At 39.2% G+C, this 7,944-nt stretch carries 5 protein-coding genes and 2 pseudogenes; 3 read left to right on the forward strand and 4 right to left on the reverse strand.

Annotated elements, in window-relative coordinates; all coding sequences use genetic code 11:
• Both I8752_RS20490 and I8752_RS20495 read left to right on the forward strand, forming a co-directional pair.
• On the forward strand, window positions 1-359 hold a 359-nt coding region (locus tag I8752_RS20490; protein ID WP_214434138.1), incomplete at its 5' end, for a hypothetical protein.
• A gap of 30 nt (window positions 360-389) precedes the next feature.
• Window positions 390-803 (forward strand): annotated as a pseudogene (locus I8752_RS20495) (cryptochrome/photolyase family protein); the annotation flags it as partial.
• A gap of 105 nt (window positions 804-908) precedes the next feature.
• Here I8752_RS20495 and I8752_RS20500 read toward each other — a convergent pair.
• Genes I8752_RS20500 through I8752_RS20510 form a run of 3 tightly spaced genes read right to left on the reverse strand, consistent with a single transcriptional unit; the run spans window position 909 to window position 5,562 of the window.
• A complete protein-coding gene (locus I8752_RS20500) occupies window positions 909-1,910 on the reverse strand; it encodes a TniQ family protein (RefSeq protein WP_214434143.1) in 1,002 nt (333 codons plus the stop codon).
• Window positions 1,858-3,009: an ATP-binding protein gene (locus I8752_RS20505; RefSeq protein WP_214434140.1), complete on the reverse strand. Its 1,152-nt coding sequence runs from the start codon at window positions 3,007-3,009 to the stop codon at window positions 1,858-1,860. Before I8752_RS20505 ends, I8752_RS20500 begins: the two co-directional genes overlap by 53 nt.
• A gap of 3 nt (window positions 3,010-3,012) precedes the next feature.
• Window positions 3,013-5,562, reverse strand: a complete 2,550-nt coding sequence (locus I8752_RS20510) for a DDE-type integrase/transposase/recombinase (protein ID WP_214434141.1) — start codon at window positions 5,560-5,562, stop codon at window positions 3,013-3,015.
• 197 nt (window positions 5,563-5,759) lie between these two features.
• Here I8752_RS20510 and I8752_RS20515 point away from each other — a divergent pair.
• Window positions 5,760-6,455: pseudogene (locus I8752_RS20515) on the forward strand (cryptochrome/photolyase family protein); the annotation flags it as partial.
• Window positions 6,456-6,582: 127 nt separating this feature from the next.
• Here the strand turns inward: I8752_RS20515 and I8752_RS20520 are convergent.
• The gene (locus tag I8752_RS20520; RefSeq protein WP_214434142.1) at window positions 6,583-7,518 is read right to left on the reverse strand and encodes a hypothetical protein; all 936 of its coding nucleotides are present in this window, start codon (window positions 7,516-7,518) and stop codon (window positions 6,583-6,585) included.
• Window positions 7,519-7,944: the final 426 nt, after the last annotated feature.

Here is a 7,944-nt window from a genome sequence, read left to right on the forward strand (position 1 = left end):
ATCCAATAGAGGCTATGCAGATGGTTGTTTTGCTTACATTGCGTTATTTCCATCAGCATCAAGGACTAATCAAACTATTCTTCATGCAAGTCGGTTATGGTGACATCGCAGCAACTGAACAACTTCAGTCGGCGCGACTAAACTATCGCAATATTTTATTGACCATTATTGAAGATGGTATTGCTCAAGGGATATTCCTCAATCCACCTGCACTTAATGTTCAAATTACTATTAACAGCATTATTGGTACGATTAATTGGACTCTTTACGATCTACTCGTTGTCCAAAATCAAAACCTAGAACCTGAAGTCTTAGCCACACAGATATCTTCCCACTTGCTACGGAGTCTGGCACGTTAGTTCCCCCTCCCCCAAACGCTAGATACGCCCATGGAGGACTTTTACCGTCAAGGGCGACAGCGGTTCAACATTCTCATGGAGGGGAACAAAGCCGTTGGCGGACGATGGAACTTTGACCGGCAGAATCGTAAACCCCCCAAAGGCAAGCTGACCTTACCAGAAGCTTTATGGTTTGAGCCTGACTCGATTACACAAGATGTTATCAACTTTATCAAGCAATCTGAAGCATTTAAAGAAAGTCAAAGTTATTGGCTCCTTGAGCCATTTCGTTGGGGAGTGACACGGCAGCAAGCACTACAAGTGCTGAAGTTTTTTGTCCAAACTCGATTGTCTGCCTTTGGCCCTTATCAGGACGCAATGCTCACAGGAGAGCAGACTATGTGGCACGCTATGCTTTCTCCTTATCTTAATCTTGGATTACTTCATCCATTGTCAGTTGTTCAAGTGTGACTTGAAGAAGATTTTGGACAGGTTGTCCAACTTTACCTTCCAAAAGCAGATGTCCAACTTTACCTTTCAAAAAGGTGAAAAAGATAACAGTCAGAAAAATTAAAGGAAAAGTTGACGAGGAGTTATATTAAAACAACGAAAAACTTCAGAAAGAAAATGCAAAGAAATGCGTGGTTTATAAGCATTGTCACAGCTTTGAGGTTTAGCGATTAAGTGGGAACTCATCCAGAATGAAAAAGAAAGGTCTTTTAAGCCTTGTTCATCAAGATGCACGCAACGTTCATGAAGGTATGAATAGACATCTTGAATCTGAGGTTGTTTTGATAAATAAGGTGTAATCGCAATTAACTCTTGTAAGTAAGAGATGTTGCGTTGATAGGTTGACAAATATCCCATCGAGCGAAAATAACTAGTCAACTTTAAGGGATACTTTGTTTGACCTAACCATTCTCCACAATGAGAACAATAACCTGGTTGACAAAAATTTAGCATTTTTTGATTGCAAGAAGGACAGGTATTCTCTAGAGAAATCTGATGTTGAGGGCAGAATTTAACATATTCAATTAACCAGAGTAAAGGAATATAAATAACTTGCCTTTGCTCTCGCCAAGCTTGATAACAATAAGGACACCAAGCACAAGAAGGTTTAAAAAGCAACTCTGGTGAATCAAAAACTTTCAGCCAACTCATTAAAGTTAAAGAGTATAAATCTTGACGAGATGTTAATTGCTCTATAGCTGTGACAATGACTGGAGTAATAGATTGAAGTCCATTTATAACTGATAAATTAGAGCTAGTTTTTTTGTTTGTTAAAAATATCTGTTTAAGGGAAGTTTTTTTAGTATCTTTATGTAATAAATATTCATGATGTTGAATCAAAGGAAGAAGTTCATAGGTATAAAGCTGCCAAGGTCGAAGGTAATGATGCTGTGCTAATCTATGTAAATAGCTACTTAAACTCTCAGTGTCAGGAGTTCCTAAACCTATTGGTTGCAGAGAATAAAGCTGGCTCCTTTTAGGTAGATTTTGAATCGTTAAGCTCCAAGAATCATAAGGATTGAAAGATTTCTGTTTCCTTATCCTCCTTTTCTGGCTCTTGATTTTTTAAGGGATAACGGCGAGGAGAAGTTTGTGCAATTGGCGAGTGAGTATTTTTCTTATCTTTTTTGCCTTGGGTGTTTTTTTCCTGAGCAATACCATGAGCTAAAGAAACTAATTTCAAGCCTTTTTGTAGGTTGAGTAAATCCTCTGGTGATTCTTGTAGTTGTTGTTCACCTATGGTGATAGATTTCAGGATGACTAAACATTGGCGTACCCCTAAAGCATGACGTTGTAAATCAGATAAAGTAATAGTTCGAGCATTTCTATCATTATCTAAAACATCATTAAGTGTTACAGAAAGCCAATTTTTAAGAATGCCTACACAACCTAAACTTCTCTCATAGAGAAATTCCCAGTTAGATAATAAGTCAGGTTGTTGAGATAAAGGAAGATATTGGCTAAAAGTTTGAAGCACACTTTTAAAAGCTTTAGCTTCTTGTGAATTTTCAGCATGATACCGTTGAAAATGAATTGTTTTGCTTCTCCGGCATAACTGATCTCCTAAATCAATTAAAGGTAACAAATCATAAGTTCCAGTAGGAATAATCTTAACTTGAGTTAGATTGGCTAAAGATTTGAGAGTTTCAGGTTGATCCTTTAATTTTCGACCACTAGGTAACATAGCAAGATGATGGGCTTCATCAATATAAAAAGCATCGGGAGAACGATGAATTAAAGTCGACTCCACCGCACTTCGCCACTTTGAGCAAGATTGCCCATAATTAATCTTTTTTTCAATTAAAGGTTCATTTAACACCTTTAACAGACGAATATAAAAATCTTTCCAATCAAATTGACTAAATTCTGGGGCTTTAGCTTCTAAACCAATTACAGGAACTTTACCCTGGTTGTGCTGTAATTCGGGTAAAGCTTTCTCAGTTAGTTTTTGCTCTAAACGGCGCAGTAAGGTAGTTTTCCCGACTCCAGTGGCTCCTACTACAAAAATTAAGGAAATCCCTGGTGCTTGATAAACTGATTGCATCACCTCATTAAAAGTCTGAATTAGATGAGGATGAGCCATTGTATAATTCACAAAAAATGTGACCTTTTCAGATATCGAAGCTTTTAATAATTCTTGAGGTAAGTGCTTTTGTTCCATTTATTAAAATTCTCCGTAAGATTCAAGAGTTTCTTCATTATCAGCCTGATTTACTAAGACTTCTGAATTATTTTCTATATCATGAAAGTGAGTCATTTGAAGACTATTTTGAGAAAATTCTTTTCCTTCAATCAGATTAAGTACCGTTTTATTTTCTAATGCTTGTAGGCGTTGTTTAAGCAATTTTTCTTCGACTTGATAAGCCCCTTGTAAATGCTCCATTAATTCAGTATTAGACAAAACAGTCGCCTGACCTTGATGTTTTTTGCGTTGGCGTAAGTCACTACTGATAACTTGCAGTTCTTTTTCTGTACGTCCTTGTAGATAGGGATAATGATTCGAGGTGCATTCATGCCAAAGCCCTTTAACATAGCTATAGGCAACACTCACATTGAAGGGGTCAATTTTGACCAAAACTGCTGTTTTCTCCACTTCTGGATTGCGGAAAGCATGACACCAGTAATAAATATGGTTCACCTTCACTCCCCTTCCAGGCTGTACGCTCCGGGTATCGCCACTATGGGGAGAAGGTAAGGTTAAAATTAAAAAAGTTTGGTCATATTCCAAACGACGACTTTCTCTTTCCCCTCCTAATTGAATACCAGTTTCATAAGCTTGAAATGGGGAAAGTCCTAAACTAGAATTAAGTCGGTTATCATAAATTGAATAAGCCCATGTTTCTAATGATTGATAAAGCTCACCAATTGTCCAGACAGCTTGATGAATGGGGTTAACAGACTTGGTTATTTGTCTGGTATTTTTGAGAATTTGAGTATTTCCTTGTAATTCATGCAACCATAACGTGTTAGTTGTGCCAAACACTCTTTCCACGGGACTTCCATAACGAGGTTCTCCTGATGGGCGGTATTTATGGTTGCATTTGTAATAAGCTAAAAGTTGTTTAAAATAAACACTATGGAACTCTTTTCCATTATCGGTAATTATGGTTTGAGGTAATCGACCAAACCTTTTGACACAAATCCGAATTACCATTAGACAACTACGGTAACTGGGTGCTTCAAAGGAAAGATAAACTGCTAAAATTCTTTTACTATAACCATCTACCAGAAAAGTTGCCCAACAACGACCTAAGCTCATTTGTTCGCTGCCAATAGCACTACTAATATTACAAGTTGCTAGGGAAATTAAGGAAGTAACTAGGTTAATATCTAAGTAAGTGTGGTCAATATGAGCATTTTCCCAAGGTAATTCTCCATCTTTGGGCATTCCACTGTTTGAGCCAAATGGTTTAGTTTGTTTGGCTATTTTTGAGCCTTGGCGGGCTAGGGTGAGTTGATAATTTTTTTGTCTTTTAATTTGCTCGCGAAATGTTTTCTCTGAGGGTGGTTTAAAAGAAGGTTCTTGTTGACTACAGGCTAATTGAAATTCTCGATAGACTCCACTAACTCGTCTATTTTTGGCAGTAAAGTAATGTTTTTTAATGAATTCTGCCATAAAATCTAAGAGTGCTGGTTCTAGTTTTTGATGATGGCCTTTATCTAAATGTTTCGGGAGTAGGCCTACATAACCATGATTTTCTCCATATAGTTTTTGTGCTTGCTGATATTGTTTACGCCAACGACGAATACTGCGACTGGCTTTGGTAATAGGTGGAGAATTTTCTTCTAAGTATGGCTTTATGGCCTCATACCGAGCAGTAGCGGTTTCTAAATCTTCAGGACGTGCTTTGAGCAGTAGTTGTTGAACTTCTTCGTTACCTTGACTTGAGGTATCTTCCGTTAAATCTGATAATCCTTTTTTTTCAGACAATTCAGCTTGTTCTAATGTGGGGAAAATATGAACAAGGTCGGGTTCGGCTAATGGGGCAGTATTAAAATTGATAAACAGCTTTTCTTGGGCAATTAAACTATTGATTTCATCAGGGCTAATTCCAGTTATGGTTAATAGCAATTCACTATAAGTTATTCCAGGATTCCCTTTGACTATAGATACTATTTTTTGATTATTACTCTTACTTTTATAGGACTCTTTTTCTTGAAAATATGGCTCTAACCATTGATAATTTCTTAATCGAATTACATTTTGTTCGATATCTGTCCTCAGCCGATAGTTAAGTCCGTATTTTTGAGCATATTCTTCTCCTGGTGGGCAAAACCAATTTCCGGCTTCATCTTGAACGTAGCGATTTGGTTGTTGTTGTGCTTTTTTGATTAATTCACTAATTGGTTTAAATTCTTCCCATCCTGCCCAGTTGACTTCGATTACAAAAAAATCTGGAGTATGGCTTGTACGAACTTGACGATTACTTTTTGAAACGTAATTTAATTCTATTGGTGGCGGTTGGTCGTAATATTCTAAAACTTGTCGGTTATGCTCTAATTTGTCAATAATATGTGCTAATTCTCCCCGATGAGATTCAAACTGTATGGTATGGCCCATCTTTTGACTGCAATAATTACCACAAACATTGCCATAATTCCCTTGTACTCTCCGAGATGGTGGAACAGAGCGAATCTGAGCTATAAGACAACGGGAATTTTGGGTCAGCTTGAGTTGACTACACCATTGCTCAAACTCTTGGGATGTAAGCATTGATTGGCGTTTAATTCTCCTTTTCAGTTTATTGCATTTGTGTCCACTTTCTTGTTCTATTTTTGTTATCATGTCCATTTTCTTCTTCCAAATGGACAATTGCTTTATTTTTTTCTTAACGAAGTTATAAGTATTTCAGCTTGCAACTTGTCCAATTTCTTCTTCCAAACCTGTCCAAAATCTTCTTCAAGTCACATCAAGCAGTAGAACAAGCATATTTAGACAACAGCAGTCACTGGGAGCTAAACAGCATTGAAGGCTTCATCCGCCAAGTGTTAGGTTGGCGAGAGTATATGCATGGTGTTTATGTTTACCTAGACGATCGATATCCATCAACTAACTGGTTTAACCATACTCATCCACTGCCTGCTTTTTATTGGACTGGCGATACACAGATGAATTGTCTACACCAGATTTTAACTCAGGTCAAACAAATCGGTTATGCCCACCATATTCAACGGTTGATGGTCTTGAACAACTTTGCTTTGATTGCTGGCATTTCACCCCAAGAACTCAAAGACTGGTTTCATGCCGCCTTTATTGATGGCTACGATTGGGTGATGCAGACTAATGTCATTGGTATGGGGCAGTTTGCTGATGGTGGAATGATTGCATCTAAACCCTATGCTGCTTCTGCTAACTACATCAACAACATGAGCGACTACTGCAAAAATTGTGCTTATAATCCCCGCGAGCGCAGTACCGATAATGCCTGTCCTTTCAACTTTTTTTACTGGGACTTCCTGGCTCGTCATTATGACAAGCTCAAAAACCAGCCACGCATGACTCAAATTTTGCGTAATTTAGAGCGGATTTCTCCATTGGAACTTCAACAAATCCGTTCAAAAGCTTCTAATTGGCATACTATCCAAACAGCCACTTGTCAAAATTGAAAAACAATGCAGATAAATTGCTTAACGCTACCAGCACTTATTGAACTGAAGCTGCGTTTCTATTATTTCATCGAAGCGATCGCCCAACATATAACGACTTAATTTATTGCATTGTTGCATCACTGCATCACTTCTGCTGCTTCCAACTCAGCTTATACTCCCGTTCCATCGCCGCCAGTAGCTTCGCCTGCAATGATGACAGATAAGGTTTCGCTTGCTTGCCCAAACCCTGCAACAGCCAATCCACAGACGGGTCACGGCTGGCCACTTGATGCAACTGCCGCAATCGCATACATAACTGTTGCATGAATTTACAATCTTCCTCTAGCAGTTCCACTAATTTCAGGTGTTCTATCTTTACTGTATAGTCACCGTCCCATGTCCCGACTGTGCAACTGTAATCCCCAACATGAGCAATCACACCCCAGCAACCGCCCTTACCCCGCAAGTCAGGGTTGTCTTTGGGCAAAAGAATGCAGATTTCACCCTCTCGGTAGGGATTGGGAACTTTGGTTCGCTCACGTATTTTATCTACAATATCCTGGACTATGCGACCAGAGGGAATCTTACCACCAGCTTTATTTACTGCTTGCTGCCATACTTCTCGTTGTTGCTGGGGTTCTAGATTTGTCATTGGGCGCACTTGCCGTTCATTCGTTGGCAAAATTTGTAAACCATCTTCAGTGCTTGGCGCATTTTGTAAACCATTGGTTGACAAATTATCAATGACTTTCACAGATGCTATTTTCAGAGCCGCTGCCATACGGGTAAAGCCAAAGCGATCGCGGCAGTATTCTTCAAAAGTGCGGTGAGTCGAACGGTACAACCTGCGATCGCGTAACTCGGTCAAAGCCTTACCCGCTTCATAAAAAGCATGTTCTACCTTCCTCTCCAAGTGCAGGCGGTCGTGCTGCTCTGACTCTGACAATTCTTCTGGAACAACGAGCGCTGTCACCTCAATCGTGACTGAAGCTGGGTTTTCCTTTTCCGGCTCAAGTGCTGGCTTTGGCTCGCTAGATGCAGCAGAAGTAGCCTTTTTGCGTCTAGAGGAGGGTTTGTTCATAGAGCCACCTCCCCATGAATGGTGGTTGAACAGGTATTTAGTTGTACGATCATGGTAGTAATCTTATTTTAGTTATTCCCCACCCTTTGATTGAGGTTGGGGTTTTTATTAGCTTCTTCTATCTTGGCATTTGCCGTCAGTTGCGTGATAGACCGAACAAATTATCTTGTTTTCACTACTTGTTCAATCTTGCCTAAATCACACACTATAAATGAGGCGTTTACTCAATTTCAAGTTGCATCTGTTTTTTGCCTAAAGCTTTTGACATTTGGATAAACATGAAACCTATCAAAAAATCTGAGTTACTGATTCTCAAGAAGTCTGTAACATCGCAGCCAACACAAGAGGAACTTTCTCAAGTTGAGAGGGAGCAACGCGATTTCGTGAGGTGGCAAAGCTGGGGGAGCAGGGGAGGCTGGGGAAGCT

Origin of the sequence: Dendronalium phyllosphericum CENA369 (genome assembly GCF_016056275.1) — a bacterium.
GTDB classification, from domain to species: domain Bacteria; phylum Cyanobacteriota; class Cyanobacteriia; order Cyanobacteriales; family Nostocaceae; genus Dendronalium; species Dendronalium phyllosphericum.

Coding starts and splice junctions, on each gene's coding strand:
- I8752_RS20510 (WP_214434141.1), bottom strand. CDS start 5,562: ATGCTTACATCCCAAGAGTTTGAGCAATGGTGTAGTCAACTCAAGCTG.
- I8752_RS20505 (WP_214434140.1), bottom strand. CDS start 3,009: ATGGAACAAAAGCACTTACCTCAAGAATTATTAAAAGCTTCGATATCT.
- I8752_RS20520 (WP_214434142.1), bottom strand. CDS start 7,518: ATGAACAAACCCTCCTCTAGACGCAAAAAGGCTACTTCTGCTGCATCT.